Annotated in this window: 23 protein-coding genes, 1 tRNA gene and 3 pseudogenes; 14 read left to right on the forward strand and 13 right to left on the reverse strand. The window is 68.3% G+C overall.

The genetic code is table 11. The features are described from left to right. From CLG85_RS23290 to ybgC, 4 genes and pseudogenes are all read right to left on the reverse strand, one after another. Nucleotides 1-249, reverse strand: a pseudogene (locus CLG85_RS23290) (cell envelope biogenesis protein TolA); the annotation flags it as partial. Nucleotides 250-259: 10 nt separating this feature from the next. Further along, nucleotides 260-753 (reverse strand): annotated as a pseudogene (gene tolR, locus CLG85_RS23295) (protein TolR). A gap of 3 nt (nucleotides 754-756) precedes the next feature. Next, a complete protein-coding gene (gene tolQ, locus CLG85_RS23300) occupies nucleotides 757-1,452 on the reverse strand; it encodes a protein TolQ (RefSeq protein ID WP_108967926.1) in 696 nt (231 codons plus the stop codon). 297 nt (nucleotides 1,453-1,749) lie between these two features. Beyond that, entirely contained in the window at nucleotides 1,750-2,139 is a 390-nt protein-coding gene (ybgC, locus tag CLG85_RS23305) for a tol-pal system-associated acyl-CoA thioesterase (RefSeq protein WP_095884328.1), read from the reverse strand. 131 nt (nucleotides 2,140-2,270) lie between these two features. On the opposite strand from ybgC, the gene CLG85_RS23310 reads away from it, so the two are divergent. Next, a complete protein-coding gene (locus tag CLG85_RS23310) occupies nucleotides 2,271-3,458 on the forward strand; it encodes an Aq_097 family APC-type transporter (protein WP_260350124.1) in 1,188 nt (395 codons plus the stop codon). 316 nt (nucleotides 3,459-3,774) lie between these two features. Further along, the gene (locus tag CLG85_RS23320) at nucleotides 3,775-4,965 is read left to right on the forward strand and encodes a TIGR03862 family flavoprotein (protein WP_260350125.1); all 1,191 of its coding nucleotides are present in this window, start codon (nucleotides 3,775-3,777) and stop codon (nucleotides 4,963-4,965) included. An 81-nt stretch (nucleotides 4,966-5,046) separates the two neighbouring features. Here the strand turns inward: CLG85_RS23320 and CLG85_RS23325 are convergent, their stop codons facing one another. From CLG85_RS23325 to dgcN, 3 genes are all read right to left on the reverse strand, one after another. Next, nucleotides 5,047-5,907 carry a D-amino-acid transaminase gene (locus CLG85_RS23325; protein WP_260350126.1) on the reverse strand — a complete coding sequence of 287 codons (861 nt, stop codon included), beginning with the start codon at nucleotides 5,905-5,907 and terminating at the stop codon, nucleotides 5,047-5,049. A gap of 110 nt (nucleotides 5,908-6,017) precedes the next feature. Continuing rightward, nucleotides 6,018-6,983, reverse strand: a complete 966-nt coding sequence (dgcA, locus tag CLG85_RS23330) for an N-acetyl-D-Glu racemase DgcA (RefSeq protein WP_224843078.1) — start codon at nucleotides 6,981-6,983, stop codon at nucleotides 6,018-6,020. A gap of 91 nt (nucleotides 6,984-7,074) precedes the next feature. Beyond that, nucleotides 7,075-8,076: an N-acetyltransferase DgcN gene (gene dgcN / locus CLG85_RS23335; protein WP_260350127.1), complete on the reverse strand. Its 1,002-nt coding sequence runs from the start codon at nucleotides 8,074-8,076 to the stop codon at nucleotides 7,075-7,077. A gap of 310 nt (nucleotides 8,077-8,386) precedes the next feature. Between dgcN and CLG85_RS23340 the strand changes: the two genes are divergently transcribed. From CLG85_RS23340 to ilvD, 3 genes are all read left to right on the forward strand, one after another. After that, nucleotides 8,387-9,346 (forward strand): L-malyl-CoA/beta-methylmalyl-CoA lyase, encoded by a 960-nt coding sequence (locus CLG85_RS23340; RefSeq protein ID WP_260350128.1) that lies wholly within the window; start codon nucleotides 8,387-8,389, stop codon nucleotides 9,344-9,346. Between the two features lie 211 nt (nucleotides 9,347-9,557). Continuing rightward, nucleotides 9,558-10,955: a 30S ribosomal protein S6--L-glutamate ligase gene (gene rimK / locus CLG85_RS23345; RefSeq protein WP_260350129.1), complete on the forward strand. Its 1,398-nt coding sequence runs from the start codon at nucleotides 9,558-9,560 to the stop codon at nucleotides 10,953-10,955. A gap of 203 nt (nucleotides 10,956-11,158) precedes the next feature. After that, nucleotides 11,159-12,988 (forward strand): dihydroxy-acid dehydratase, encoded by a 1,830-nt coding sequence (gene ilvD / locus CLG85_RS23350; RefSeq protein WP_224843070.1) that lies wholly within the window; start codon nucleotides 11,159-11,161, stop codon nucleotides 12,986-12,988. A 246-nt stretch (nucleotides 12,989-13,234) separates the two neighbouring features. Here ilvD and CLG85_RS23355 read toward each other — a convergent pair whose 3' ends face one another. After that, nucleotides 13,235-15,037, reverse strand: coding sequence for a GMC family oxidoreductase (locus tag CLG85_RS23355; RefSeq protein WP_260350130.1), 1,803 nt, complete (start codon nucleotides 15,035-15,037; stop codon nucleotides 13,235-13,237). Between the two features lie 72 nt (nucleotides 15,038-15,109). Next, nucleotides 15,110-15,562, reverse strand: coding sequence for an Lrp/AsnC family transcriptional regulator (locus CLG85_RS23360; RefSeq protein ID WP_095884390.1), 453 nt, complete (start codon nucleotides 15,560-15,562; stop codon nucleotides 15,110-15,112). A gap of 72 nt (nucleotides 15,563-15,634) precedes the next feature. Here CLG85_RS23360 and CLG85_RS23365 point away from each other — a divergent pair, with 72 nt between their 5' ends. Both CLG85_RS23365 and CLG85_RS23370 read left to right on the forward strand, forming a co-directional pair. Further along, nucleotides 15,635-16,228, forward strand: coding sequence for a LysE family translocator (locus tag CLG85_RS23365; protein ID WP_095884391.1), 594 nt, complete (start codon nucleotides 15,635-15,637; stop codon nucleotides 16,226-16,228). A 109-nt stretch (nucleotides 16,229-16,337) separates the two neighbouring features. After that, entirely contained in the window at nucleotides 16,338-17,300 is a 963-nt protein-coding gene (locus tag CLG85_RS23370) for an acetyl-CoA carboxylase carboxyltransferase subunit alpha (RefSeq protein ID WP_095884392.1), read from the forward strand. Nucleotides 17,301-18,005: 705 nt separating this feature from the next. Here the strand turns inward: CLG85_RS23370 and CLG85_RS23375 are convergent. From CLG85_RS23375 to CLG85_RS23385, 3 genes and pseudogenes are all read right to left on the reverse strand, one after another. After that, entirely contained in the window at nucleotides 18,006-18,908 is a 903-nt protein-coding gene (locus CLG85_RS23375; RefSeq protein WP_095884393.1) for a DUF1206 domain-containing protein, read from the reverse strand. Nucleotides 18,909-18,982: 74 nt separating this feature from the next. Next, a complete protein-coding gene (locus tag CLG85_RS23380; protein ID WP_095884394.1) occupies nucleotides 18,983-19,636 on the reverse strand; it encodes a GntR family transcriptional regulator in 654 nt (217 codons plus the stop codon). A 34-nt stretch (nucleotides 19,637-19,670) separates the two neighbouring features. After that, nucleotides 19,671-20,364, reverse strand: a pseudogene (locus CLG85_RS23385) (M48 family metallopeptidase). A gap of 106 nt (nucleotides 20,365-20,470) precedes the next feature. Here CLG85_RS23385 and CLG85_RS23390 point away from each other — a divergent pair. Together CLG85_RS23390 and CLG85_RS23395 are read left to right on the forward strand one after the other, a co-directional pair. Beyond that, complete coding sequence (locus CLG85_RS23390; RefSeq protein WP_224843058.1) at nucleotides 20,471-20,788, forward strand: TIGR02300 family protein; 318 nt, start codon at nucleotides 20,471-20,473, stop codon at nucleotides 20,786-20,788. Between the two features lie 167 nt (nucleotides 20,789-20,955). Next, nucleotides 20,956-21,031: transfer RNA gene (locus CLG85_RS23395), tRNA-Ala, on the forward strand. Nucleotides 21,032-21,198: 167 nt separating this feature from the next. Here CLG85_RS23395 and CLG85_RS23400 read toward each other — a convergent pair. After that, the gene (locus tag CLG85_RS23400; RefSeq protein WP_224843056.1) at nucleotides 21,199-21,870 is read right to left on the reverse strand and encodes a GntR family transcriptional regulator; all 672 of its coding nucleotides are present in this window, start codon (nucleotides 21,868-21,870) and stop codon (nucleotides 21,199-21,201) included. 107 nt (nucleotides 21,871-21,977) lie between these two features. On the opposite strand from CLG85_RS23400, the gene CLG85_RS23405 reads away from it, so the two are divergent. From CLG85_RS23405 to CLG85_RS23425, 5 genes are all read left to right on the forward strand, one after another. Then, entirely contained in the window at nucleotides 21,978-23,120 is a 1,143-nt protein-coding gene (locus tag CLG85_RS23405; RefSeq protein ID WP_260350131.1) for a 4-hydroxythreonine-4-phosphate dehydrogenase PdxA, read from the forward strand. Then, entirely contained in the window at nucleotides 23,096-24,085 is a 990-nt protein-coding gene (locus CLG85_RS23410; RefSeq protein WP_176476485.1) for a TRAP transporter substrate-binding protein, read from the forward strand. The genes CLG85_RS23405 and CLG85_RS23410 overlap by 25 nt, the downstream gene beginning before the upstream one ends. Nucleotides 24,086-24,156: 71 nt before the next feature. Next, nucleotides 24,157-24,747 (forward strand): TRAP transporter small permease, encoded by a 591-nt coding sequence (locus CLG85_RS23415; RefSeq protein WP_217989692.1) that lies wholly within the window; start codon nucleotides 24,157-24,159, stop codon nucleotides 24,745-24,747. Further along, nucleotides 24,744-26,030 carry a TRAP transporter large permease gene (locus CLG85_RS23420; protein WP_095881001.1) on the forward strand — a complete coding sequence of 429 codons (1,287 nt, stop codon included), beginning with the start codon at nucleotides 24,744-24,746 and terminating at the stop codon, nucleotides 26,028-26,030. Before CLG85_RS23415 ends, CLG85_RS23420 begins: the two co-directional genes overlap by 4 nt. A 109-nt stretch (nucleotides 26,031-26,139) precedes the next feature. Then, the coding region (locus tag CLG85_RS23425; protein ID WP_260350132.1) for an alanine racemase at nucleotides 26,140-26,736 on the forward strand (597 nt) is incomplete at its 3' end.

Here is a 26,736-nt window from a genome sequence, read left to right on the forward strand (position 1 = left end):
CTCCGGCTCGGCAGGCGCCGGGCGCGCAGCGGGGCGCGTCTCGGGCTCGGGCGCGGGCGGCGCGTCGATCTCCTGCGCCGTTTCCGGCGATTGCGCGGCACGGGTCAGCGCGGCGAACTCGGCCTCCGAGATCACCGTGACCGCCGAGGTCTCGACCTGCGGCGGATCGGGGCGGAAGACGTTGCCGAAGATCGCCCAGAGGATCACGGCAAGGTGCAATGCGCCCGAGATATAGAGGTTCCTGCGCAAGGGCGCTCCCTCAGTTTCCGGCCGCGGGGGCCGTGCCGTCCAGCGCCGGGCCACCGGCGTCGGTCACGAGGCCGATCGACGAGAAGCCGCCGCGGTTCAGCGCGCCCATCACCTTGGCAACCGTGTCATAGGGCACAGCCCCATCCGCGCGCAGGAAAATGCGGTCGTCGCTGCGCTCGGCGGCAATCGCCTGCAGGCGCGGCGTCAGCTCGTCCATCGGCACTTCGGTGGTCTGGATCATCACCATGCCATCTGCGGCGATGGTCACGGTCAGCGGCTCCTCGGCCTCGTTCGGCAGGGAAGACGCCGCGGTCTTCGGCAGCTCCACCGGCACGCCGACGGTCAGCAGCGGCGCCGCGACCATGAAGATGATCAGCAGCACCAGCATCACGTCCACCATCGGCGTGACGTTGATCTCGGCCATGGGCTGGCCCCCGCCGCCGCCGCTGCGGCGCGCCGACGGCGGCCCCCGCCGCCTCCCTTTTTCATCACGCCCCCGGCCATGGATCAGGAATCCAGCTGGCGCGAGAGGATGGTCGAGAACTCGTCGGCAAAGGCCTCGTAGCCCGCGATCACCCGGTCCGAGTCGGCCGAGAGCTTGTTGTAGAAGATCACCGCCGGGATCGCCGCGACCAGACCCAGCGCCGTGGCGAAGAGCGCCTCGGCGATGCCGGGGGCCACGACGACCAGCGAGGTGTCCTGCTGCTGCGCGATCTCGATGAAGGCGTGCATGATGCCCCAGACCGTGCCGAAGAGGCCGACGAAAGGCGCCGCCGAGGCGACCGTGGCCAGCACCGGCAGGCCGCGCTGCAGGTCCTCGGCCTCTTTCTGGATCGCCACGTCCATCGAGCGGTCGATCCGCGCCGAGGCATTGGCGATCATCCCGCCGTCGCCGCGGTGCGAGCGCCGCCATTCGGTCATGCCCGCGGCAAAGACCCGCTGCGCGCGACCGCGCGGCTCGGGGCCGATCTGGTCGAAGAGCTCGTCGAGCGGCTCGCCGGACCAGAAGGCACGGTCAAAGACCGCGGCCTCGCGGCGTGCCTTGCGATAGGCGACGATCTTTTCGAAGATGATGGCCCAGGCCCAGACCGACGACAGGATCAGCATCAGCATCACCAGTTTGACGGTCAGCGTGGCGCGGGCGAAGAGCCCCCACATGGAGAAATCGATCTCCTGCGCGAGCGCGAGGGTATTTGCGTCCATAAGCCTGCTCTTCCTCATGGGCTATGAAATGGCCTCTGGTGCCGAGGCTCTGATTACCGGCCTGTGTAGCCGATTTGCAGGCGCACCTCCAACACATTGACGTCATCCGCGCGGCGAAACCGGGGGATTCCCGCGGGAAGTCGCCCATTTCCGCAGGGGAAGGCCAGGGTTTCGCGGCGTCACCCCGGCCCCGGGCGCGCCGGGAGACCTGCGCTGGTGGGGGCGCTGCCCCCGCCCGCGCCTGCGCGCGGCCTCCCCCGGGATATTTATGCCTAGAAGAACGCGCGGCGGCGGCGTTCAGTGCATCTGCTGGCGGATGGCGGCGGGCAGGCGCGCGGGATGGCCGTCAGCGGTGATCGCCACCAGCGTGACCTCGGCGCGGAACAGCGGCTTGCCGGCGCGCTGCACTTCCTGGGTGAGGCCAAGACGCACGCCGGAGACCGATTTCACCTCGGTGTGCACCACCAGCTCCTCGTCGAAGCGGGCCGGGGCGAGATAGTCGGCCTCGAGCCGGCGCACCACGAAGACGAGGCCCTCTCCCTCGCGCAGGGCGTTCTGGTCGATGCCGCGGGCGCGCACCCAGTCCGAGCGGGCGCGCTCGATATACTTGAGGTAGTTGGCGTGGTAGACGATCCCCGCCATGTCGGTGTCCTCGTAGTAGACACGCACCGGAAACTCGTGGGCCATGCGCCGCTCCTTGGTGGTTGCGGCGCGACCCTAGTGCGCGCAGGACCCGCCCGCAAGTCCGCCTCCGGCGCCCGCGATGATGCCAGCCGTGACGCATTTCCTTCGGCGGCGCATAGGATTAGCGTGCGGGCATGATGACCTCCCTGATCCTCGCCGCGAGCCTTTGCGCCGCGCTCCTGCTGCTCTGGCCCCGGCTGTCCCGCGCCCGGCTCTGGCGCGCCACCGTCACCCCGCTCGCCTCGATCATCGGCAGCGGCTTTCTCGTGCTCGGCCCCATCCTCGAGAGCGCCTACGGCATCTGGGCACCGGCGGTGATGGCCGCGCTCTGCCTCGGCGCCTGGCTCTTCGGCGGCGCGGTGCGTTTCAACATCGCCCGGCGCAGCCGCGGTGCGCGCAGCCCCGGCGAGGAGCGGCTCGAGACCGGCGCCTCCTGGGCGCTGGCCTTCGCCTACGTCATCTCGGTGGCCTATTACCTCAACCTCTTCGGCGCCTTCGGCATGCGGCTCACGCCCTGGCACGATCCCATCCATGCCAAGCTGCTGACCTCGGCGATGTTCCTCTTGGTGCTCGGGGTCGGCTGGACCCGGGGCTTCTCGGCGCTGGAGCGGATGGAACAGGTCGCCGTGGGGCTGAAACTGGCGATCATCGCCGGGCTGCTGGCCGGGCTCGCGGTCTATTTCGCGGAGAAGGCCGGGGCCGGGGCGCTGCTCGCCAACCCGCCGACGCTGACCGGCTGGGCGGCGCTGACGCTGGGTTTCGGGCTGATCGTCACCGTGCAGGGCTTCGAGACCACGCGCTATCTCGGTGCCGAGTACACCGCCCCCACCCGGATCCGCGCGATGAAGCTGGCGCAGGGGCTCTCGGCGCTGATCTACATGGCCTATATCGGGCTCATCGCCTATGTCTTCCCGCCCGGCACCGGTGACGCAAGCGAGACGGCGATCATCGGGCTCATGGGGCTGGTGGCGCCGATCCTGCCGCTGATGCTGACCGGCGCGGCGCTGGCGGCGCAGTTCAGCGCCGCGGTGGCCGACACCGGCGGCGCGGGCGGACTGGTCGAGGAGCTGACGCGGCGCCGCATCCGGGTGCGCTCGGCCTATGCGCTGCTGGTCGGGCTGGGGCTGGGGCTCACGTGGACGCTGGATGTCTTCGAGATCATCGCCTTCGCCAGCCGCGCCTTCGCGCTCTACTACGCGCTGCAGGCGGGGATAGCGGCCATGGGCGCGCGGACCGAGGGACGCACTCTCCGGGCGCGGGGCTTCGAGGCGCTGGCGCTGCTGGGGCTGGTGATCGCGGTCTTCGGCGCGCCGGTCGAGTAGAGCCGCGGCAGTGCCCGGCGCTGAGCGCGTCGTGCCTCGCGCGCCAGCTCGCCCTCGGCAAAGGGCGCGTGGATCACGTTGGGGCTGATCTGGCGCCGCCGCGCCCTTGCCGCCCTTCCACCGCGGGATCAGGGGATGCAGGCGCTGCTTGGCCTCCGGCGGGATCGGGCGCAGGCAGAGCGGGGAGATGGGATTGCTCTCCTCCCTCCGTTGAACTTGCGCCCGGCGCCACGGCGAGGCAAGACGGTGGGATGCGAGACAGGACATCCCCCCTCCGACACCGCCCGAGCGCGGGTGCCCGGCCCGAGGCCGGCGCATGAGCGGCGCGCTGGTGATCGGCGGCGGCCCGGCGGGGTTGATGGCGGCGGATGCGCTGCTCTCGGCCGGGCATGCCGTGATGCTGGCCGACTCCAAGCCATCGCTCGGGCGCAAGCTGCTGATGGCGGGCAAGTCGGGGCTGAACCTGACCAAGGCCGAGCCGCTGTCCGAATTCCTGACCCGCTACGGCGCCGCTGCCCCTGCGCTGCGCCCGATGCTCTCGGCCTTCCCGCCCGAGGAGGTGATGCATTGGGCCGAGGGGCTCGGGCAGTCGCTCTTCACCGGCTCCACCGGGCGTGTCTTTCCACATGGCATGAAGGCCTCGCCGCTGCTGCGCGCCTGGCTGGCGCGGCTCGACGGCATGGGGCTGGAACGGCATGTGCGCTGGCGCTGGACCGGATGGGACGAAAAAGGCACCGGGGCGGTGTCGATGGAAACACCCGACGGCGCGCTGCGGCTCACCCCTGACGTCACCGTGCTCGCGCTTGGCGGGGCGAGCTGGGCGCGGCTCGGGTCGGACGGGCAATGGGCCGGGATCTTCCGCGATGCGGGCCTGCCGGTCACGCCTTTCGCCCCCGCCAACGCCGGGCTCTGCGTGGATTGGTCGGCGCATATGAAGGCGCAGTTCGGTGCGCCACTGAAGGGCGTGGCCTTCCACGCGGGCGATCTGGTCTCGCGCGGCGAGGCGGTGATCTCGGCACGCGGGCTCGAGGGCGGAGGGCTCTACCCGCTCTCCCCGGCGCTGCGTGAGGGGGCGGCGCTGACCGTGGACCTCTGCCCCGATGTCGAGCTGGCCACGCTCACCAAGCGCCTGTCGCGGCCGCGCGGCAAGCAGAGCCTGTCGAACCACCTGCGCAAGGTGGTGACCCTCTCGCCCGCAAGCCGCGCCCTGCTGATGGAATGCGCCCGCCCCTTGCCCGAGGATCCCGCGACGCTGGCGGCGCTGCTGAAGGCGCTGCCGGTGCCGCACAGCGGCCTGCGCCCGATCGACGAGGCCATCTCGGTGGCCGGCGGCGTTCCCTTCGCGGCGCTGGACGCCGGGCTGATGCTGAAGGCGCGGCCGGGGGTCTTCGTCGCGGGCGAGATGCTCGACTGGGAGGCGCCGACCGGCGGCTACCTGCTGACCGGCTGCCTTGCGACCGGACTCTGGGCCGGGCGGGCGGCTGCGGAACGGCTGAGCCGGGGCTGAAACCCGCGCCGGACCCACGGGACATGCAGAAGGCGCCGCCCCTTGCGGAGCGGCGCCTTTTTCAAATCACGCAGCCCAGCCTCAGACGGCCAGCTTCAGGCTTTCCTCGAGGTAGATCTCGCGCAGGCGCGCGGCGACCGGGCCCGGGGTGCCGGTGCCGATCTGGGCACCGTCGAGCTCGACCACCGGCATCACGAAGCTCGAGGCCGAGGTGACGAAGGCCTCGTCGGCCTGCTGCGCTTCCTCGATGGTGAAGCTGCGCTCCTCGACGACCATCTGCGCTTCCTTGGCGAAGCGCAGCACCGCGGCGCGGGTGATGCCGTGCAGGATGTCGTGCGACAGCTCGCGGGTGATGATCTTGCCGCCCTTGACGATATAGGCGTTGTTCGACGAGCCCTCGGTCACCTTGCCGTCCTCGACGAACCAGGCGTCGTCGCAGCCGGCCTTCTTGGCGGCCATCTTGGCCATCGACGGGTAGAGCAGCTGCACGGTCTTGATGTCGCGGCGGCCCCAGCGGATGTCCTCGAGCGAGATCACCTTGATGCCGGTCTTGGCGGCCGGGCTGTCGGCGAGGCCGGGCTTGTTCTGCGTGAAGAGCACCAGCGTCGGCTCGGTGGTCTCGGGGTCCGGGAAGGCGAAGTCGCGATCGCCGGCGGAGCCGCGGGTCACCTGCAGGTACACCAGACCGTCGGTGATCTCGTTGCGCGCCACCAGCTCTCGGTGGATCGCAAGCAGCTCGTCCTCGGTGCAGGGCGCCTTCATGTCCAGCTCCTTCAGCGAGCGGGCGAGACGCTTGGCGTGGCCGTCGAAATCGATCAGCTTGCCGCCAAGAACCGAGGTCACCTCGTAGACCCCGTCGGCCATCAGGAAGGCCCGGTCGAAGATCGACACCTTGGCCTCGGTCTCGGGCAGGTACTCGCCATTGACGTAAACGGTGCGCATTGCAGCTCTCTCCATAATTCGCTGTCGGTCAGTTCCGCCAAAGCGGACCCGGGGTCAAGCCCGCATAAGCGGGCTCCCCATCATGCCGGTCATGTATTTTTCGCGGGGTCTCAGCCCCAGAGCGCCGCCTCGGGAGCGTGCACGCCCGCCTCGTCGTAGAGCATTGCGTGCGCGCGGTCCTCGCCGAGCAGCAGCGGTGCATCGAGATCGACGTATTGCGCGCCCTGCGCGACGATCACCGCAGGCGCCATGGCCAGCGAAGAGCCCACCATGCAGCCGACGAAGATGCCGTAGCCCTCGGCCTTGGCCGCCTCGAGCAGTTCCAGCGCCTCGGTCAGCCCGCCGGTCTTGTCGAGCTTGATGTTGACGATGTCGTACTTGCCCTTGAGCTTCGGCAGCGAGGCCCGGTCGTGGCAGCTCTCGTCGGCGCAGATCGGCACCGGGCGGTCCATGCCGAGCAGCGCGTCATCCGCCCCGGCGGGCAGCGGCTGTTCGACCATGGCGACACCGAGCCGCTGCAGGTGCGGCGCCAGTTCGGCATAGACCTCGGGAGTCCAGCCCTCGTTGGCATCGACGATGATGGTGCTGTCCGGCGCGCCGGCGCGAACGGCCTCGAGGCGCGGCAGGTCCTCGGGGGTGCCGAGCTTGACCTTCAGTAGCGGCCGGAAGGCGTTCTTGGCGGCCTGCGCCTGCATCTCCTCGGGGGCGGCGAGCGAGAGCGTGTAGGCGGTCACCTCTGGCTGCGGCGCGGGCAGGTCCAAGAGCTCCCAGACCCGCTTACCGGCGGTCTTGGCCTCGAGATCCCAGAGCGCGCAGTCGACGGCGTTGCGGGCGGCACCCGAGGGCAGCAGGTCCTGCAGCGCGGCGCGGGTCACATCCTCGGGGAGCGAGCGGATCTGCGCCTCGACGCTGTCGAGTGTCTCGTCGTAGCGCGCGTAGGGCACGCATTCGCCGTAGCCGGTGAAACCGCCGCGGCTGATCTTCACGGTGATCACATGTGCCTCGGTGCGGCTGCCGCGCGAGATGGTGAAAACCTGCGCCAGCTTGAAGGTGTCGCGGGTGACCTCGATGCTCACGTCCCTGCCCCTTTCATCTTTCCATAAATACTCGAAACCCCAGCGCCGGAAGCACCGCCGCCGGGGTCGCGTGGTCACTCTGCCAGAAGGCTCAGACCGCTGCCAGCGCCTCGACCAGCCGGTCCGCACCGTGGCGGAACGGGTCGACGCAGGGCAGGCCCAGGCTTTCCTCGACCTCGGCGCAATAGGCCTTGGCCTCCTCGTCGCCCATGTGCTGGGTGTTGATCGACACGCCGACCACCTTGCAGTCGGGGTTGCCGACCTTGGCGAGCTGCAGGGCTGTGTCGCGCACCGCTTCCAGCGTCGGCAGCTTGTAGCCCGGCAGGCCGCGCATGTGGGCGCGGGTCGGCTCGTGGCAAAGCACCAGCGCGTCGGGCTGACCGCCGTGCACCAGCGCCAGCGTCACGCCCGAGTAGGAGACGTGGAACAGCGAGCCCTGGCCCTCGATGATGTCCCAGTGGTCGGGATCGTTGTCGGGGGTGAGGTATTCGATCGAGCCGGCCATGAAGTCGGCGATGACCGCGTCGAGCGGCACACCGTCGCCGGTGATCAGGATGCCGGTCTGGCCGGTGGCGCGGAAGGTCGACTTCATCCCCTTCTCGCGCATGCAGGCGTCCATCGCCAGCGCGGTATACATCTTGCCGACCGAGCAGTCGGTGCCCACGGCCAGCAGGCGCTTGCCGGTGCGCTTCTCGCCGTTGGCGATCGGGTATTCCACGGAAGGAATGCGCACGTCGTGCAGCGTCTGGCCGGTGGCCTTGGCCACGGCGGCAAGGTCTTCCTCGTTGCGCAGCAGGTTGTGCAGGCCCGAGGCAAGGTCGAAGCCCTCTTCCAGCGCCTCGACCAGCACCTTCTTCCAGGTCTGGGAGATCTTGCCGCCGCGGTTTGCCACGCCGATCACCAGCGTCTTGGCGCCGGCGGCCTTGGCTTCGGCGAGAGTCATGTCCTTGAGGCCCAGATCGGCCTTGCAACCTTCTAGGCGGAACTGGCCGACGCAGTTCTCGGGGCGCCAGTCCTTGATGCCCTGGGCCACTTTGGCGGCCAGGCCGTCGGGAGCGTCACCGAGGAAGAGGAGGTACGGCGTCTCGATCATTCTTGTATTCCCTGTACTCGTGTATGCTGTCTCGCGGGACGTTCGATGGGAGGCTGCCCCGCCTTGGCTCTCGACGCTCACTCTGCCCTGTGTGGCGCGCAAGTTCGTCTCGATTTGCACGCCAGCGTCCGGCGTGACGCCAAAATTCCACGCATTTCAGCGCCGCCGCCGAAGAATCGTGCACGGCCTCCGGGCGGGACACGCAAAGCTTGCGCCGCAGCGCGGCAAATTTCGCTTGCGCAGCACCGCGCAATTTAATAACTCTCACATCGCCACATGTGTAATTTCATTACCCACAGGAGCCCTCCGAATGAGCTTTCGCATCCAGCCCGCCGCGCCTGCCCGTCCGAACCGCTGCCAGCTCTTCGGCCCCGGTTCGCGTCCGGCGATCTTCGAGAAGATGGCCGCCTCGGCTGCAGATGTGATCAACCTCGACCTCGAGGATTCGGTGGCCCCTTCAGACAAGGATAGCGCCCGCGCCAACATCATCGAGGCGACCCATGACATCGACTGGGGCAAGAAGACCCTCTCGGTGCGGATCAACGGGCTCGACACCCCTTGGTGGTACCGCGACGTGGTGGACCTGCTGGAGCAGGCCAGCGACCGGCTCGACCAGATCATGATCCCCAAGGTGGGCTGCGCCGCCGACCTCTACGCCGTCGATGCGCTGGTGACCGCGGTGGAGCGCGCCAAGGGCCGCAGCAATCCGATCAAGTTCGAGGTGATCATCGAAAGCGCCGCCGGCATCGCCCACGTGGAAGAGATCGCCGCCGGCTCGCCCCGGCTCGAGGCGATGAGCCTCGGCGCGGCGGATTTCGCCGCCTCGATGGGCATGGCGACCACCGGCATCGGCGGCACGCAGGAGAATTACTACATGCTGCACGAGGGCGCGAAGCACTGGTCGGATCCGTGGCACTGGGCGCAGGCCGCCATCGTCGCCGCCTGCCGCACCCATGGCGTGCTTCCGGTGGATGGCCCCTTCGGAGATTTCTCGGACGACGAGGGCTTCCGCGCGCAGGCACTGCGCTCGGCGACGCTGGGCATGGTCGGCAAATGGGCGATCCACCCCAAGCAGGTGGCGCTGGCCAACGAGGTCTTCACCCCCTCCGAGGTCGCGGTGACCGAGGCACGCGAGATCCTCGCCGCGATGGAAACCGCCAAGGCCAAGGGCGAGGGCGCAACGGTCTACAAGGGCCGTCTGGTGGACATCGCCTCGATCAAGCAGGCCGAGGTGATCGTGCGCCAGTCCGAGATGATCGCAAGCGCCTGAGGCACGGCACCGCTGTCCCCGACGGGACAGCCTCTCCCGCAAAATTCTCGACGCGGGCCACTGGCCCGCGTTGCCCTTCGCGAAACCGCCGCTAGGTCACGCCCTGTCGAGATGAGCGTTCCCTTGCGGGAGCGCAGAGTGCCGTATTGCGCCTGTCACATTGCGCGGATAGAGGCCGTCAATCCGACACCGGCCCGCGAAGGAGGCAGACATGACGCAGTTCACGCTTGGATGGGAAGAATGGCTTGCGCTGCCCGGCCTCGGCCTGCCCGCGATCCGCGCCAAGGTGGACACCGGCGCGCGGACCTCGGCGTTGCATGCCTTCGCCATCGAGCCCTTCGGCCCCTCCGACAAGCCGATGGTGCGTTTCGCCATCCACCCCGATCCCTCCGAGCCCGGGCTCGAGGTGATCTGCTCGGCCCCGCTCAAGGACCGCCGCGAGGTGACCTCGTCGAACGGCGAGACCGAACTGCGCTTCGTCATCGAGACCGAGGTCGAGATGGGTGACCGGGTCTGGCCGATCGAGATCACCCTCACCGACCGTGGCAGCATGGCCTATCGCATGTTGCTCGGACGCAGCGCGTTGCTGGATGACATGGTGGTCTCGCCGAGCCAGCGGCTGCAGCAGCCCGAGCTCGACTACGAGGCCTATCACGGCATTCCGCGCGGCAAGCAGCACCGCCGCGCCCTGCGCCTTGCCGTGCTCACCCGCGAGCCGGACAACTACTCGACCCGCAAGCTGATCGAGGCCGCCGAACACCGCGGCCACACGATGGAGGTGATCGACACCTCGCGCTGCTACATGAACATCCGCGCCGTCGGTGGCGAGGTCCATTACGACGGCCGCCGCCTGCCCCATTATGACGCGGTGATCCCGCGCATCGGTGCCTCGATCACCAGCTATGGCACCGCCGTGGTGCGCCAGTTCGAGAGCATGGGCACCTATTGCCTTGCCTGCTCCGAGGGCATCACCGTCTCGCGCGACAAGCTGCACGCGCATCAGGTGCTGGCGCGCCACCGCATCGGCATGCCGACCACCGCCTTTGCCCGTAGCCCCAAGGATTCGGGCAATCTCGTGGATCTCGTGGGCGGCGCGCCGCTGGTGCTGAAGCTGCTGGAAAGCAGCCAGGGCAAGGGCGTGGTGCTGGCCGAGACCCCCAAGGCCGCCGAGAGCGTGATCTCGGCTTTCCAGGGGCTCAAGGCCGACTTCCTCGTGCAGAGCTTCGTCAAGGAGGCCGCGGGCGAGGACATCCGCTGCCTCGTGGTGGGCGGCAAGGTGGTCGCGACCATGCGCCGCCGCGGCAAGCCCGACGACTTCCGCTCGAACCTGCACCAGGGCGGCACCGCCGAGCCGGTGCGCATTTCCAAGACCGAGCGCGAGGTGGCGATCAAGGCGGCGCGGGCGATGAAGCTCGACGTGGCGGGGGTCGACCTGCTGCGCGGGGCCGACGGCCCCAAGGTGCTCGAGGTCAACAGCTCGCCGGGCCTCGAGGGCATCGAGAAGGTCTCGGGCAAGGATATCTCCGGGCTGATCATCGAGCACATCGAGGCCAAGGTCGCGCCGAAGCCGCCGCGCCCGAAGGGCCGGGGCAAGCGCAAGGGCGTCTGACCCGGGAGGAGCCGCGACCGGGCGCCCGCCGCGGCTCCGCAAAATTTCCCGTCGCACCCCAGCGCGGTCATTAAAGGAAAGCCCGCCACGCCCATACGCAAGCTTCTTGCGTGATGCCGCGCCGCGGCATCCCCTGACCCTTGCCGCTGCGCCGCAGGGGCGTTAAACACCCCCGGTAATCCAAAACTCCGAGGGGATGCCCCATGCCTGCCTATCGCTCCCGCACCACCACCCATGGCCGCAACATGGCCGGCGCCCGCGGCCTGTGGCGCGCCACTGGCATGACAGATGGAGACTGGAACAAGCCGATCATCGCCATCGTGAACTCCTTCACCCAGTTCGTGCCGGGCCACGTGCACCTCAAGGATCTGGGCCAGATGGTCGCCCGCGAGGTCGAGAAGGCCGGCGGCGTCGCCAAGGAGTTCAACACCATCGCGGTCGACGACGGCATCGCCATGGGCCATGACGGCATGCTCTACTCGCTGCCCTCGCGCGAGATCATCGCCGACTCTGTCGAATACATGGTCAACGCGCATTGCGCCGACGCCATGGTCTGCATCTCGAACTGCGACAAGATCACCCCCGGCATGCTGATGGCCGCCATGCGCCTCAACATCCCCGTGGTCTTCGTCTCGGGCGGCCCGATGGAAGCGGGCAAGGTCAACTGGGAAGGCACCGAAAAGGCGCTCGACCTGGTCGATGCCATGGTTGCCGCCGCCGACGACAAGTACACCGACGCCCAGGTTCAGGCGATCGAGGAAGCCGCCTGCCCGACCTGCGGGTCCTGCTCGGGCATGTTCACCGCCAACTCGATGAACTGCCTGACCGAGGCGCTCGGCCTGTCGCTGCCCGGCAATGGCTCGACGCTGGCCACCCACTCGGACCGCCAGCGCCTGTTTGTCGAGGCCGGTCACCTGATCGTCGATCTCGCCAAGCGCTACTACGAGCAGGAGGACGCCACCGTGCTGCCGCGCTCGATCGCCACGGTGAAGGCCTTCGAGAACGCCATGACGCTCGACATCGCCATGGGCGGCTCGACCAACACCGTGCTGCACCTGCTGGCCGCCGCGAACGAGGGCGAGGTGCCCTTCGACATGACCGACATCGACCGGCTGTCGCGCAACGTGCCGGTGCTGTGCAAGGTCGCGCCCGCCAAGGACGACGTCCACATGGAAGACGTCCACCGCGCGGGCGGCATCATGTCGATCCTCGGCCAGCTCGACCGTGCCGGCCTGCTCGACACCTCGGTGCACACGGTGCACGCCGAGACCATGGCGCATGCGCTCGACCGCTGGGACGTGACGCGGACCAACTCTGAATCGGTGCACGACTTCTTCCGCGCCGCCCCGGGCGGCGTGCGCTCGACCACCGCCTTCTCGCAGTCGATGCGCTACGACAGCCTTGATCTCGACCGCCAGACCGGCGTGATCCGCGACGCCGAGCATGCCTTCTCGAAGGACGGCGGCCTCGCGGTGCTCTACGGCAACCTCGCCGAGGACGGCTGCATCGTGAAGACCGCGGGCGTCGACGAGTCGATCCTGACCTTCACCGGCCCGGCGCGCATCTTTGAATCGCAGGACACCGCGGTCAGCGCGATCCTCACCGGCAAGGTGCACAAGGGCGACGTGGTGCTGATCCGCTACGAAGGCCCGCGCGGCGGTCCGGGCATGCAGGAGATGCTCTACCCGACCTCCTACCTGAAGTCGAAAGGCCTCGGGAAGGACTGCGCCCTGGTCACCGACGGGCGTTTCTCGGGCGGCTCCTCGGGCCTGTCGATCGGTCACGTCTCGCCGGAGGCGGCAGAGGGCGGCACCATCGGGCTGGTCGAGGAAGGCGATCTGATCGAGATCGACATCCCCAACCGCAAGATCAACCTCGCCGTCGACGACGCGGTGATCGCCGAGCGCCGCGCCATCCGCGAAGCCAAGGGCTGGCAGCCGGAGGAGAAGCGCAAGCGCAAGATCTCCAAGGCGCTCAAGGCCTATGCCGCGCTGACCACCTCGGCCGCGAAAGGCGCCGTGCGGCAGATCTGAGGCCGGGCACGCCCGGGCGAAACTTCGAACGGCCGGCCCTGCGGGGGCGGCCGTTTCCCTTTCGGGCCAAGGGGATTGGGGGCTCTGCCCCCGCCGCCCACAGAGCGGCATGTTCGGAAAGAGGGGGCTCTGCCCCCGCCGCTCACAGAGCGGCAGGTTCGGACAGAGGGGGCTCTGCCCCCGCCGCGCTGCGCGCGACTCCCCCGGGATATTTCTGCCTAGAAGAACCCGCGGGCGGGCGGCGGGTCAGGCGGCGGGGCGCGGCGCGGGTGCGCTGGGGGCCTCCGCGCTGTCTGCCGGGGTCTCCGTCGGGGAGTCGTCCGGCGTCTCTGGCTGCGCCACCGCGGCCTCTGCCGCGACCTCCCCGGCCTCGTCTTCGGTCTCCGATGTCGCCTTGAGCTCTGCGTCTTCCTCGGCCTCGCCATCCCGCTCGGCGGCATCGGCGAGGATGAATTCCGCCGCGCGCAGCGCCGCGGCCATCACCGGGGCGAGCGTGCCGCCCGCCGGGACTTCGGGGAAGATCGAGGCATCGCAGACCCGCAGCCGCTCGATGCCGCGCAGCCGCAGCCGGCTGTCGAGCGGGTCGAGATCGTCGGGCCCCATGGCGCAGCTGCCCACCGCGTGCCCCGCCGAGCGGCCATAGCGGCGGTAGAGATCGAGGATGTCATCGTCGCTCTTGGCCCAGGCCGAGATCACCGTCTCGCCCTCGACGAACTCCGACAGGGCCGGCCGCCGGGCCAGCTCGCGCAGCCTGCGCAGCGCGGCGATGGCGCGGGCCCGGTCGCGCTCGGTGGCCAGGTGGTTGGCCTCGATCCGCGGCGCCATGTCGGGATCGGGCCCGTCGGCAAAGACATAGCCCGAGCTCTCGGGGCGCAGCGCATGTCCGGTCAGCCGCATGCCCGGCTCGGTTTCGAGCCCGCTGATTCCCGGGACCACCTCGTGCGAATGGGCCGCCGCGGTGATCATGATGTCGGGCCGCTCGGCCGCCTTGTGCGAGCTCAGGAAACCCACAAGCTCGGCCCCGCCCTGGCTCATCACGCCGCTTCCCGACAGCAGGTAGCGCAGCGCGTTCACCCAGAGCCGCCCGCCGCTGTAGGCGCGGTTGTCGCTGTCGCGCCAGTGGCGCAGCCGCCAGTTGGTCACCAGCATCATCTGGTCGCGCAGGCCGCGCCCGATGTTGGGGCTGTGGTGGCGTGTCTCGATCCCGGCCCGGCGCAGCGCCATGCCGTCGCCGATGCCCGAAAGCATGAGGATCTTCGGCGTGATCACCGCGCCGGCGCAGAGGATCACCTCGCCGCGGCAGCGGAACAGCAGTTGGGCGCTGCCGCGGCGCCCCTCGATGCCATAGGCGCGGCCCTCGTCGACCAGCACCCGGTCGACCCGCACGCCGGTCTCGATCCTGAGGTTCTGCCGGTCCTTGGCGCCGCGCACGAAGGCGGTCCAGGCGGTGACCCTGCGTCCCTTGTCGTCGATGGTCCAGGCGGCCGGGCCAAGCCCCTCGGGGTCGGCCTCGTTCGGATCCTCGCGCTGGCGCCAGCCCGATTCCGCGCCCGCCGTCATCACCGCCTGCATCAGGGGTCGCAGCGGCCCGGCCAGCCGCAGCGACACCGGCCCGCCCCGGCCTCGCAGTTCGCTGCCGCCAAAGGCGTGGTGCTCGAGCCGGCGCAGCGCGCCCGACATCTCGGGCCAGTCCCAATCCTCGCTGCCTGTGACCTGCGCCATGCGCGCCCAATCCGCCGCGCCGCCCCGCAGCCAGAGCATCGCCCCGACCGCGCTGGTGCCGCCGGGCATCCGCCCGCGCAGCCAGCGTTCGGCGGGCCCGCGGGCACCGGGCTCGACCTGGTAGCGATAGACCCGCGAGGGATCGCGCAGCAGCCAGCCCGAGGCCCCCGGCACGCTGCTGGCCCAATGCCCGCCGGCGCCCTTGCCCTCTTCGAGCAGGAGCACCCGGGTCTCGGGGTCCGCCGACAGCCGTTCGGCCAGGACACTGCCCGCCGCCCCCGCCCCGACGATGATGTAATCGAATTCGCCCGCCTGCGCCTCGGTCATAATCCGGTCTAACTTTTCCGTTTTCCTCCGGCCTTCCCGAAGGCGGGCCGGTGCCGTCCGAATCGGGCGCGCTCAGGCTCTGTCGTCCTTTGGCGATCCCATGACCACATAGGAGGTTATGGCACTTACCTGTGGCAAGGTGCCGAGCACCTCCGTGTGGAACTCCTTGTAGGCGGCCAGATCGGTCACCTCGATGCGCAGAAGATATTCCACGTTCCCGGTAATATTGTGGCACTCCTTCACCTCGGGGGCGCGGGTGATCACCCGCTCGAAGGCCAGCTGCGACTCCTTGGTGTGCACCCCGAGCCCGACGGTGACATAGGCGACAAAGCCGATGCCGGTCTTCTCGGGGCTGAGGACGGCGCGGTAGCCGCGGATCACCCCGGACTTCTCCAGCGCCGCCACCCGCCGCAGGCAGGCCGAGGCCGAAAGCCCCACCCGCTCGGCCAGCGCGAGGTTGCTGATCCGCCCCTCGGCGGCAAGCACACGCAATATCCGGTCGTCGATGTAATCAATATTGCTCATACATTGCGATAGAGGCCACAATGCGCCGCTGATTGCAATGTTTCTCCAGATGAAACGGGCAAGTCTTGCGCCATGACACAGGATCTTCTCATCGCACTGGCGGGATTCGCCTTCGTCACGGTGATCTCGCCGGGGCCGAACAACCTCATGCTGCTGGCCTCGGGCGCCAACTTCGGCCTCGCACGGACGGTGCCGCACATGCTCGGCGTGGCGCTCGGCTTCCCGGCCATGGTGCTGCTGGTGGGGCTCGGTGCGATGCGGGTCTTCGAGGCCTTCCCGATGGTGCGCGGCGCGCTGACCGTGCTGTCGGTGCTCTACATGCTCTGGCTGGCGTGGAAGATCGCCCATGCCGCCGCGCCGGGCGAGGCGCGGGCGGGGGCCCGGCCGATGGGCTTCCTGCAGGCGGCGGCCTTCCAATGGGTGAACCCCAAGGCCTGGTCGATGGCGCTGGGGGCAATCACCCTTTACGCGGTCAGCCGCGATCTGCCCGCCGTGCTGCTGGTGGCAGGCACCTATGTCGCCATGGGGGCCATCTCGACCACGACCTGGGCGGTGCTCGGCGGCAGCCTGCGCCGGGTGCTCACCAATCCCGCGCGGCTTCGGCTGTTCAACTGGAGCATGGCTGCGCTGCTGATCGCCTCGATGCTGCCGGTGCTGCTGGGCTGAGCGCCGGCCAGAGCCCCCAAGGGCCCGCAGATGTGGCAATCGAGCTTGCTTTGTTGCATCCGCGCGCCTTCGAGGCCATATAGGCCGCGACCAACAAGAGTGCCCGAGCATGACGCATTATCTCGACTTTGAAAAACCCCTCGCCGAGATCGAAGGCAAGGCGGAAGAACTGCGCGCCATGGCGCGGAAGAACGAAGAGATGCATGTGGAGGACGAGGCGGCCGCGCTCGATCGCAAGGCCGACGATCTGCTCAAGGATCTGTACAAGAAGCTGACGCCCTGGCGGAAATGCCAGGTGGCGCGGCATCCCGACCGTCCCCATTGCAAAGACTACATCGACGCCCTGTTCACCGAGTATACGCCGCTCGCCGGCGACCGCGGCTTTGCCGACGACCACGCGGTGATGGGCGGGCTTGCCCGTTTCAACGACAAACCGGTGGTGGTGATCGGCCACGAAAAGGGCAATGACACCCAGTCGCGCATCGAGCGCAACTTCGGCATGGCCCGGCCCGAAGGGTACCGCAAGGCGATCCGCCTGATGGAAATGGCCGACAAGTTCGGCCTGCCGGTGATCACCCTCGTCGACACGCCCGGCGCCTATCCGGGCAAGGGCGCGGAAGAGCGCGGCCAGTCCGAGGCGATCGCCCGCTCGACCGAGAAATGCCTGCAGATCGGCGTGCCGCTGGTGACCGTGATCATCGGTGAAGGCGGCTCCGGCGGTGCCGTGGCCTTTGCCACCGCCAACCGCGTGGCGATGCTCGAACATTCGGTCTACTCGGTGATCTCGCCCGAGGGCTGCGCCTCGATCCTGTGGAAGGACGCCGAGAAGATGCGCGAGGCCGCCGAGGCGCTGCGCCTCACCGCGCAGGACCTGCTGAAGCTGGGCGTTGCCGACAAGGTGATCCCCGAGCCGCTCGGCGGCGCGCATCGCGCGCCGGCGGATGCCATCGACGCGGTGGGCAAGAACATCGCCGCCCTGCTCGAGGAGATGGACGGCATGAAACCGGCGGAGCTGATCAAGGCACGCCGCCAGAAGTTCCTGTCGATGGGCTCCAAGGGCCTCGCCGCCTGATCCTGCGCCGCGCCCGGGAACGGGTGTGGCGTGCGATAGCTGATTTCAGAATGCCCCGGCCCGCGTTTCCTTCGCAGGCCGGGGCATTTTGCTTTGACGTCAGAGGATGAGAAGCGCCTCGCATCGAATTGGCATTGCGGCGTATTTCCCGTGAGACGAGTTTGCCTTTCATGCTGGTCTACAGGGCCTTTGGAGACCTCCTAGAGGGCGACCAGCGGGAAGAGGCGGAATATGCGCGCGAATCCGCGACGCTCCGCATTCCTTTTCTCGGCGCAGAAATCCCTATGCTTCCAACTAACTAAACCCAAAATCTGATCTTCTGGCTTCGCTGCGCCGCAGCTCGCACCCAAGGCTATAAGGCAACATCATGGCTTTCCGCTTTGCATGATTGTCAGCTGACAATTATCTGCTCTGGCAGCATCTTTTAAAATGGTCGCCCACAAAGCATCGCCAACAGCGCTCAAATTTCGCCTTAATAAATTCGCAATAATTTCGAAGTCCCTATTTGTGACACGCCTTCCAGCCAGTCATCAAGATCATAGTCCCCGGCCGCCTCGGATTGGTGCCTTGGACAAGCTTCACAAGCCGCCCGCTTTTCCGGTTCAAATCGCTGCGCGGTCTCACTTTTCCCGTCACCTTCACGCGATGGATGATGCGAGGCGGGGCCACCCCTGAGCAGCCCCGCTCTTGCAGGCGCGCACGCCCTTATCCCGTCGCATTCTCCGCCGCGGCGCGCAGCCGCGCGCCCAGCGACTCGATCCCGCGGTCCGCGGCCTTGGGGATGATCCGGTAGCCCGCGTTGACGAAGCAGAAGAGCGCAAATCCGAGCAGGCCGAGGCAAAGCAGCCCGACGAGGACCCGGCCATAGACCTGCCCCTGCAGCCATTCGAAGGCCGACCCCAGCCCGCCGGCCTCGGAAGCATTGGCCTGCAGAGCCGCGTAACAGATCAGCATGCCGATGATGCCGATGACAACGCCCTGCGCCGCCAGCCCCGCCTTCAGCGCGCCGTTCATATGGGTGGTGGCGCGGTTGGCGCGCAGGTGGTTGCGGTATTCCTCGGTCAGCGCCTTGTGCAGGTAGTAGCCCCCTGCCCCGATGGTCAGCAGCCCGGCGGCGCCTACCGCCAACTGACCACCCGGGTTCTGCAGCACCGTGTCGAGCATCTGCCGACCGCTGCTGCCGCCGCTGCGGCCGATGAGCAGCGTCAGGGCGAGCCCGCCGATGCCGAGATGCGCCGCCCCGGTGACCAGCATGCCGGCGCGGGCCACAAGCCCCTTGGCGCCGCGGCCATAGGCCTCGAGGTCCCAGATGCAGTCGACAAGCCGCCAGAGCGCATAGGCGAACATGCCAAGCGCAATCAGCACGATCACCGCCGTGCCCCAGCCGCCCTGCAGGCTCCGCATCGCTTCCGAGGTGCCCTCGGCCTGCCCGCCGTGCAAGATCGACCAGAGCGAGACGCCCGCCACCACGAGGTAGACGAGCCCGCGCCCGGCGTAGCCGGCACGCATGATCGGAATCGACCAGGCGAAATCCTCGGGGTTCACATCCTCCAGCCGGCGGGCGCGGCGCGAGTCGGGCTTGAGCGAGAGCGAGTCGGCGAGGGTCATGGCGGGCTCCGGGGCTGGCTGAAGGATATCCCCTCAATGCCCCTGCCCCCGCCGGGGTTCCCCGCGGCTCCGTGTCAGGTGGCGAGCATCCGCAGCCCCTGCGTGACGTCCGAGCGCACCGCCAGCCGCAGCCCCGGCTCGTCTCCGGCCTTGAGCGCGGCGATCATCAGCCGGTGGTACTGCGGCGCCTCGGTGCGGCGCAGGCGGCCGTAGAGCTTGCGCATGGTGGGGCCGAGCTGCAGCCAGACGGTCTCGGTCATCGCCAGCATCGCGGGGGCCTGCGCGCGCAGGTAGAGCGTGCGGTGGAACTCGAGGTTGGTGCGGATGTAGCCCACCGCGTCGCGCGCCTGGATCATCTCGGAGATGGTGCCGTTGATTGTCTGCAGACGGTCGATCAGCGCCATGTGCGCCCGCGGCAGCGCGCGCGAGGCCAATTCCACCTCTATGAGGGCGCGCAGCGCCGCCAGCTCCTCGATCCGCTCGTTCGACAGCTCCGGCGTCGAGACCCGGCCCGAGGAGGACATCGACAGCGCGCCTTCGGCCACCAGCCGGTTGATCGCCTCGCGCGCGGGGGTCATCGAGACGCCGAACTCGCGGCCGATGCCGCGCAGGGTCAGCGACTCGCCCGGCGCGATCTGCCCCAGCATGATGCGCTGGCGCAGCCCGCGGTAGACGCGTTCATGGGCGGAAAGGACGATGTCGGAGGTGCGGGGCTGGGGCTGGATCATGATCCGCGCAATCTCCGACGCGGCGCGGGCGGCGTCAATCTCCGAAACGATAGCGGTGCAGCGCGGCGCCCTCGCCCTGCAGCCAGCGCCGCGCCGGGCGCCAGTCGCCGTAAAGCTGCTCGACCACCGCCCAGAAGGCCGGGGAGTGGTTCATCTGGGCCAGGTGCGCCACTTCATGCGCCGCAACGTAATCGAGCACCTCGGGGGGGCGCCATGACCAGCCGCCAGGAATACATCAGCCCGCCCTCGGCGGTGCAGGAGCCCCAGCGCGAGCGCGTGTCGCGCAGGGTCAGCCGGCTGTAGGGCAGCCCCAGCGCGGCGGCATGCCGGTCCGAAGCCTCGGCCAGCCGGTCCCGCGCCTCGGCCCGCAGCCAGCCCATGAGCCGCGCCGGGACCTGCTCGGCCGCGCCGGGCACCTCGATCGCGCCGCCCAGACATCTCACGCTGCGCCCCTGCCCCGGACGGATCTCATGCGCCCGCCCCTCGAAGGGCAGCTGGGCACCGAAGCCCACCGCCACATCGGCACCGCGGGTCTCGAGGTGGCCACGCAGCCAGCCCTCCTTCTCGCGCAGGAAGCCGATCGCCTCGGCCTCGGGCAGGCGGCGCGGCAGCGTTAGCGTCACCCGACCGTCGAGCTGCGAGAGTCGCAGCGACAGCCGCCGCGCCTGCGCGGAGCGTCGCAGGGTGACTGAGATCGGCGGGTTGCCCGGAAGGGTGATCTGCCCCATTTTCTGCGCCTCTGGACTGCATGGGCCAAAAGTTTTGACACTCCCCTTGTGTTATGGCAGAGGCTTCAGATTGTCGACCGTACAAGCCAGCTGAAGGGGACCACCCATGCCCAAAGAAGAATGGGGCACGAAGCGCATCTGCCCGACCACCGGGAAGCGTTTCTACGACCTGAACAAGGATCCGATCGTCTCGCCGTACACCGGCGAGGTGCTGACTCTCGATACCGGCAAGCGCACCATGCTGTCGGCGGACCAGCCGGATGGCGCCCCGCGCCGTGCCCAGACCGAGAATTCGGAAGACGTCGATCTGCTGGATGATGATGTCGAGGTCGAACTCGATGACGATGATGTTCTCGACGATGACGAGGACGACAACGTCTCGCTCGACGAGATCACCGACGTTCCCGGCGATGACGACGAGTAAGCTTTGAAGTTTTTTTCTGCGGGCGGTCATTTTTTTCGCTTGAACCCGCCCGCAGCATCCCATAAATCCCGCCGCACAGCGCCGGAGACGGCGCAGCGGACAACGCTCCGGACCGAAGCCGAAACGCCCGACAGGGCCGGATGGACAAGGCGACGAGCACCGTGATTGGGGCCTTAGCTCAGCTGGGAGAGCGCTTGCATGGCATGCAAGAGGTCAGGGGTTCGATCCCCCTAGGCTCCACCAATCCTCCGCATCAGTCTTCCAGACAGTAGGAAACACCGGGTTTGCAACCTCGCTCCTATTGCGCAGGCTGATGCCGCCCTCACTTCGATGATCCCGTCCAGCACGTGCTGCGCGCGCAAGCATGCGCGCCCAAGATTCGGCAATGACGAGGCGGAGGGAAGGACCGCTCAGAGCGAATCCTTCACCCGGTCCCAGGTATTGGTGAGGTGGCGCGACATGACCTCGCCCAGCCGGTCGCCATCGCGGGCCTCGAGCGCGGCGATCATCTCCTCGTGCTCGGCGACGGCCTCGGCCCAGTAGTCCTCGGTGCCATTGCCGACGAAGCGGATGCGCTTCAGCCGCCCCTGGATGTTCTGCTGGATCTCCTGCAGCGTCTCGTTGCCCGAGAGCGCCGCGAGGCGAGAGTGGAACTCCTGGTTGAGCTTGTAATAGGGCAGCCGGTCGCGCTTGCGATAGTAGCCCAGCATCTCCTCGTGCAGCGCCCGCATACCCGCGATATCCGCGTCGCTGGCCCGTTCGCATGCGGTCTGCCCGGCAAGCTTTTCCAGATGCCCCAGCACCTCGAGCATCGAGAAGACGTCCTGCGACGAGAGCTTGCGCACCGTCGCCCCGCGGGACGGCTGGATGACGATCAGCCCCTCGGCCGCGAGCGTCCGCAACGCTTCGCGGAAAGGCGTGCGCGAAACCCCCAGTTGTTCAAGCAGCTGCACCTCGTCGATGCGGCTGCCGGGCTCGAGATAGCCCTCGATGATGAGATCCCGGATCCGGTTCGCGACCTGATCGTGGAGGGATTCTTTCTTGATTTGCAATGGCATGGCCGAAGCTGAAGACAGGTCCATGACACCTCCGGTTCTTGTCTTTTTCCTAGGTTAGCAAGTTTTTCCTTGCCATGCGATACCGTATCGGAAAACAAAATATACAAAATACATGCGGAGGAGAATCGAATATGCGAGTCGCATTGGCGATCGGGGATGCCGCCGGGATCGGGCCTGAACTGGCCGCGAAGATCGTGGCGGATGCGCAGGCGAACCTTGGCGACCTGATCGTCATCGGGGACGCACGGCTGCTGGCGAAGGGCGCGCAGGTCGCCGGGGTGAAGATCGACCTGCCGGTGATCTCCACCGCCGACCTTGCAAGGCCCCTGCCCGCCGGTTCCGTACTGCTCGACCTGCGCAATTGCGATCCGGCCTCGGTGCCGCCGGGCAAATCCTCGGAGGCCGGGGGCCGCGCCTCGCTGCAGAATTTCGCCACGGCGCTGCTGCTCGGCAAGGCGGGGATCGCGGGTGTCTGCGCCTTCACCCCGTTCAACAAGCACTCCATGCGCCTCGCGCGGGCGAGCTACGTCGACGAGATCGGCTTCGTCGATGCGGTGATCGAGGCCGAGCAGTCAGGCCGCGAGTTCAACGTGCTCGACGAGGTGTGGAATGCGCGGGTGACCTCGCACATCCCGCTGAGGAAGGTCGCCGCCACGATCACCACCGAGCGCGTCGCGAACAGCCTGAAGCTCACCTCGGACGTGATGACCGCCGCCGGCATTCCCAATCCGCGCATCGGTGTGGCCGCGCTCAACCCCCATGCCGGGGATGGCGGCAACTTCGGCCACGAGGATGACGAGGTGATCGCCCCCGCCATCGACATCGCCAAATCCCAAGGGATCAACGTGACCGGCCCGGTGCCCTCGGATACCGTCTTCGTGCGGGCCATCAAGGGGGGCGAGTTCGACGCGGTGATGACCATGTACCACGACCAGGGGCAGATCGCGATGAAGCTGATCGGCTTCGACCGGGGGGGTGACGCTGATCGCCGGCTACCCCTTCCCGATCGTGACCCCGGCGCATGGCACCGCCTTCGACATCGCGGGCCAGGGCCGCGCCGACACCGGCGCCACGTTCAACGCCATCGCTCTCGGCCGCAAGCTGGCCGGGCTGCAGCCCCGTCCGCCCGCCACGGAGGAGGACCGCCAGCACGCGGCCGGGGCCATCGCGGCGCTCACCGAGCCGGAGGTTCTGGCCGGCTGAGCGACGCCCCCACCAACAGGACCAAGCACTCAGGGAGGAGACACACTTGGAACTCAAGCATATCGCACTGATCGGCGCCGTCGCCGTCACGCTGCAGGCCGCGCCCGCACTGGCGCAGACCGAGATCATCTTCGGCATCAGCGCCGCCGACGGCTCGCTGCAGGACCAGACCGCCGAGGAATTTGCCCGCCGCGCCAACGAGAAACTCGGCGACAAGGCGGTGGTGAAGGTCTTTGACAGCTCGCAGCTGGGCAAGGACAAGGACATGCTGCAGAAGATCAAGCTGGGCACGATGCACATCACCCTGCCCAGCTCGACCATGCCCGAGATCGCGCCGGAATACGCGCTCTTCGACCTGCCGTTCCTCGTTGCCGATCGTCAGCATCTGGCCAAGATCGACGAGGCGCTCTTCGACAGCGTGCTGAAGCCCGCCGCCGAGGCCAAGGGCTACAAGCCGCTGGCGATCTGGGAGAACGGCTTCCGCCAGATCACCAACTCCAAGCACCCGGTGACCACCCCCGCCGACCTCAAGGGACTGAAGATCCGCACGCCGAACTCGAGCTGGCGCGTGGCGATGTTCCAGGAGTATGGCGCCAACCCGACGCCGATGCCCTTCTCCGAGCTTTTCGTGGCGCTGCAGACCGGCGTGGTCGACGGGCAGGAAAACCCGATGACCAACATCTACGGCGGCAAGCTCAACGAGGTGCAGGAGTACCTGTCGCTGTCGAACCACGTCTATTCCCCGGCCTATCCGACCGTCGGCCTGAAAGCCTTCGAGAAGCTCGACCCCGAGGTGCAGCAGATCATCGAGGAGACAGCCAAGGAGGTCGCCTTCTGGGCGCGTGACACCGGCGAGGCGCAGGACGGCGAGCTGGTGGGCAAGCTCGAGGAAGGCGGGCTCGCGGTCAACAAGACCGACCGGGATGCCTTTGTCGAGGCGTCCAAGCCGATCTACGAGAAGTTCGCGGCAGAGGTGACGGGCGGTCAGGAGATGATCGACAAGGCGCTGTCGCTGGCCGATGGCTCGGGCTCCTGAGCCGCACAGGTGAACCGGCGGCGCGGGTGTCCCGCGCCGCCTCTCCCCTCGCTGAATTCCCGGAGGCAACCTTGCTGTCCCGTCCCACCCGCTGGCTCGACCTGTTCTTGCAGATCGCCACCATCGCGATGATCGTCGCGCTGGCCTGCGTCGTCCTTCTGGGCGTCGCCTACCGCTACAGCGGCCAGTCGCTGATCTGGTACGACGAGGTCGCCGCGGCGCTCCTCGCCTGGATCACCTTCACCGGGGCCGCGCTGGCCGTGGTGCGCAATTCCCACATGGGCTTCAACGGGCTGATGTTCGGCCTGCCGGGGGCCGGGCGCTTCGTGCTCTTCGGCATCGTCGAGCTGCTGTTCCTGACCATTTGCCTGATCGTCGTCTGGGCCGGCTGGGCGATCCTCGAGATCTTCGGCGACGAGGTGATGACCACCGTCCGCTTCGTGCCGCGTGCCGTGCTGCAGGGCATCCTGCCGGTGAGCTTCGGCCTGATGGCGCTGGGACGGCTTCTGACCCTGCCCGAACGCCTGCAGGCGGTGCGCGACGGCGTCGACCCCGACACAGCCGAGATCGAACACGAGATCGCCCGCGCCGAGGCCGAGCTGGCCGACGCCCGCGGCAGGAGCCAGCGCAGCCACCCCTCAGCCCGTGAGGCCACCCAATGATCGAAGCCGGTATCCTGCTGTTCATGTTCGTGCTGATCGCCGTCGGCATGCCCATCGCCTTCTCGATCCTCGGCTCGGCGCTGCTGGGGGTCTTCCTGCTCAACGGCGAGCTGGGGTTCCTCAACGCCGCGCTGTCGCTCTACGACGGTGCCACCAGCTTCCCGCTGATCGCCATCCCGCTCTTCATTCTTGCCGGCGCACTGATGAACACCGGCGGCATCTCGACCCGGCTCATCGCCTTCGTCTCGGCGCTGATCGGCTTCGTGCGCGGCGGTCTGGCCATGGTCAACGTCGGCGTGTCGATGTTCTTCGCCGAGATCTCGGGCTCGGCCGTGGCGGACGTGGCCGCCACCGGTTCGGTGCTGATCCCGGCGATGAAGCAGAAGGGCTACACGCCGCGCATGGCGGCGGCGATCACCTCGTCCTCGGCCTCGCTGGCGATCATCATCCCTCCGTCGATCCCGATGATCCTCTATGGCGCCATGTCCGACACCTCGGTGGTCAAGCTCTTCGTCGCGGGCATCGTGCCCGGCGTGCTGGGCGGCGGCCTGCTGATGGCGCTGTGCTACTACATGGCGCGGCGCTACGACCTGCCGCGCGACGAGGCCTTCTCGCTGCGCCGCCTCGGCGAGACCGCCAAGGAGGCGTCCTGGGCGCTGATCCTGCCGGTGGTGATCCTGGGCGGCATCTTCGGCGGCGTGGTGACGGCGACCGAGGGCGCGGCGATCGCGGTGGTGGCGGCGCTCTTCATCGGGGTCTTCATCTACCGCGAGATCGACCTGCGCCACCTCTACCGCGCGCTGGTGGACGGGGTGCTGCAGACCTCGGTGGTGATGCTGATGGTGGCCGCCTCGGCGGTGCTGGGTCTTTACCTCACCGAGACCGAGATGCCGCAGCGGCTGGCCGCGGGGATCACCCAGATCACCACCAACCCGCTCGCCGTGCTGATGATCATCAACCTTTTCCTGCTCTTCGTGGGCATGGTGCTGCACGGCGCCGCGGCAATCATCCTGACGGTGCCGATTTTCATGCCGCTGGTGCATGAGCTTGGCATCGACCCCATCCAGTTCGGTATTCTGCTGACGCTGAATATCGCGCTTGGCCAGCAGACCCCGCCGGTCGCGAGCGTATTGATCACCTCCTGTTCGATTGCGCGCACCGACGTGTGGCGGACCTCGGTCACCAACCTGCCCTTCGTAGGCGTGCTGGTGCTGGTGCTGCTGCTCGTCACCTACGTGCCGGCGGTCTCTCTCTCGCTGGTGGATCTCGTCTACGGCATGTAGCGGGTCCGTCGCGGGCCGGCTCTCCCCGGGGCCGGCCCGTGATCATTTGAGGGTGAGCCGCCCCCCGCGGGGTGCTATGCCCGGGGCGAAGTTTCCGAAAGGTCCGCCCATGCCGCCCCTGTTCCCAACGCTCGACACGCTCGCCACCCCCGCCCTGCTGCTCGACGAGGCGCGGATGATGCGCAACATCGAGAGACTCGCGGGCCATGCAAGGGCGCTTGGCGTCACCCTGCGCCCGCACCTGAAGACCGCGAAATCCCTCGAGATCGCGTGCCGCCTCGGCGGGCCGATCACCGTCTCCACGCTGGCCGAGGCCGAGGCCTTCCACGCCGCCGGGCATGCCGACATCCTCTATGCCGTGGGCATCGCCCCGCAGAAGCTGCCGCGGGTGCAGGCGCTGCGCGCCGCGGGCTGCGATCTGGTGGTGATCCTCGACAGTCTCGGGCAGGCCCGCGCGGTGACCGAGGCCGGGGTGCCCGCGCTCATCGAGATCGACAGCGACGGCCACCGCGGCGGGCTGCTCCCCGACGACCCCGCGTTGCTTGAGGTTGCCGCAGTGCTGAATGGCGCGGGCCTGCTGCGCGGCGTGCTCACCCATGCAGGCGAGAGCTACGGCGTGCGCGGTCGCGACGCCCATGCGGCGTTTGCCGAGCGCGAGCGCGCCGCGACCCTGGCGCGCCGCAACCGGCGAGGAGATCGGCACGCT

The organism is Alloyangia mangrovi (genome assembly GCF_002300555.2).
GTDB classification, from domain to species: Bacteria; Pseudomonadota; Alphaproteobacteria; order Rhodobacterales; family Rhodobacteraceae; genus Salipiger; species Salipiger mangrovi.

Bases quoted from the DNA above. Each gene is read 5' to 3' on its own strand.
- CLG85_RS23380 (WP_095884394.1), bottom strand. From the start codon at position 19,636: ATGATCCAGCCCCAGCCCCGCACCTCCGACATCGTCCTTTCCGCCCAT.
- CLG85_RS23340 (WP_260350128.1), top strand. From the start codon at position 8,387: ATGAGCTTTCGCATCCAGCCCGCCGCGCCTGCCCGTCCGAACCGCTGC.
- CLG85_RS23365 (WP_095884391.1), top strand. From the start codon at position 15,635: ATGACACAGGATCTTCTCATCGCACTGGCGGGATTCGCCTTCGTCACG.
- CLG85_RS23360 (WP_095884390.1), bottom strand. From the start codon at position 15,562: ATGAGCAATATTGATTACATCGACGACCGGATATTGCGTGTGCTTGCC.
- CLG85_RS23310 (WP_260350124.1), top strand. From the start codon at position 2,271: ATGATGACCTCCCTGATCCTCGCCGCGAGCCTTTGCGCCGCGCTCCTG.
- CLG85_RS23375 (WP_095884393.1), bottom strand. From the start codon at position 18,908: ATGACCCTCGCCGACTCGCTCTCGCTCAAGCCCGACTCGCGCCGCGCC.
- ilvD (WP_224843070.1), top strand. From the start codon at position 11,159: ATGCCTGCCTATCGCTCCCGCACCACCACCCATGGCCGCAACATGGCC.
- CLG85_RS23325 (WP_260350126.1), bottom strand. From the start codon at position 5,907: ATGCGCACCGTTTACGTCAATGGCGAGTACCTGCCCGAGACCGAGGCC.
- dgcN (WP_260350127.1), bottom strand. From the start codon at position 8,076: ATGATCGAGACGCCGTACCTCCTCTTCCTCGGTGACGCTCCCGACGGC.
- rimK (WP_260350129.1), top strand. From the start codon at position 9,558: ATGACGCAGTTCACGCTTGGATGGGAAGAATGGCTTGCGCTGCCCGGC.
- ybgC (WP_095884328.1), bottom strand. From the start codon at position 2,139: ATGGCCCACGAGTTTCCGGTGCGTGTCTACTACGAGGACACCGACATG.
- CLG85_RS23320 (WP_260350125.1), top strand. From the start codon at position 3,775: ATGAGCGGCGCGCTGGTGATCGGCGGCGGCCCGGCGGGGTTGATGGCG.
- CLG85_RS23400 (WP_224843056.1), bottom strand. From the start codon at position 21,870: ATGGACCTGTCTTCAGCTTCGGCCATGCCATTGCAAATCAAGAAAGAA.
- CLG85_RS23405 (WP_260350131.1), top strand. From the start codon at position 21,978: ATGCGAGTCGCATTGGCGATCGGGGATGCCGCCGGGATCGGGCCTGAA.
- CLG85_RS23370 (WP_095884392.1), top strand. From the start codon at position 16,338: ATGACGCATTATCTCGACTTTGAAAAACCCCTCGCCGAGATCGAAGGC.
- CLG85_RS23420 (WP_095881001.1), top strand. From the start codon at position 24,744: ATGATCGAAGCCGGTATCCTGCTGTTCATGTTCGTGCTGATCGCCGTC.
- CLG85_RS23355 (WP_260350130.1), bottom strand. From the start codon at position 15,037: ATGACCGAGGCGCAGGCGGGCGAATTCGATTACATCATCGTCGGGGCG.
- tolQ (WP_108967926.1), bottom strand. From the start codon at position 1,452: ATGGACGCAAATACCCTCGCGCTCGCGCAGGAGATCGATTTCTCCATG.
- CLG85_RS23390 (WP_224843058.1), top strand. From the start codon at position 20,471: ATGCCCAAAGAAGAATGGGGCACGAAGCGCATCTGCCCGACCACCGGG.